The following is an 850-nucleotide window of genomic DNA, read 5'->3' on the forward strand; positions in this document are numbered from 1 at the left end:
GAACCCCCGACGATCCATGATCGATATAGAATCATCAATCGCAGCCCCTGACGAGGGCTTTTTCAGCAGACTGCTAGAGGTTAGCATGCAAATTACCTAAGCGCTCCAGCCCCTGCTCAATGAGAGATATTGGAAGATAGCTGAAACACAGGCGCACGTGACGGCCACTTCGTGGGCCATAGTTGCGACCATTTATAAGGTGCACGTCGTGCTCGCGGCTCGCAGCTTCAATAAACATCTCCGGATCCGTACCCGCGGTAAGCCGTACCCAGAACGAGAAGCCCCCGCTTGGCACCGTATATTCCGGCTCGCAAATCCGGCTGCGCTGCAACAACCTATGCACGCTGTCTCGCTTCGCTTGGTAGTGCTCGCGTAAGCGTGTTATGTGCGCGTCAAGAGCGCTCGATTGCAACAACCCCAAAACGACATTACTCAAAACCGGACTTACGCCGCCGTCGGGTTTGAGGTGCGCAAGCCTGTTGATGATGTCGGACTCCGCAAGCACCCAGCCTACCCGTAGCCCCGGTCCGGCAACTTTTGAGATGCTATGGACATTGATCACGTTGTTGCCTGGCGCCAGCCAATGCACTGGACCGTTATAGGGCAACTCAGCATAGACAAGATCCTGCACCAAGAGAGCGCCACTGCGGGCTAGCAGGCCCGCCAACTTGGCCACATAGTCGCACGACATCTGGCGCCCGGTTGGATTATGAAATGCTGGCATCGTGTAGAAAAGCTTCACCCGGGCATTGGTCTGCAGCATTGCCTCGACTTCGTTCAGATCCACTCCCTCTGCGGCCAGACCTAGCTGGACCACGGTTGCACCCGCGATCGAAAACGTACGCAGTGC

Annotated in this window: 1 protein-coding gene; it reads right to left on the bottom strand. The window is 56.4% G+C overall.

The window, feature by feature from the left end; all coding sequences use genetic code 11:
* Positions 1-73: 73 nt before the first annotated feature.
* Positions 74-850 (bottom strand): aminotransferase class I/II-fold pyridoxal phosphate-dependent enzyme (locus AC5ZGW_RS46515; protein ID WP_496114189.1); only part of this gene is annotated, 777 nt, incomplete at its 5' end.

The organism is Bradyrhizobium sp. Crot121, from assembly GCF_059512385.1.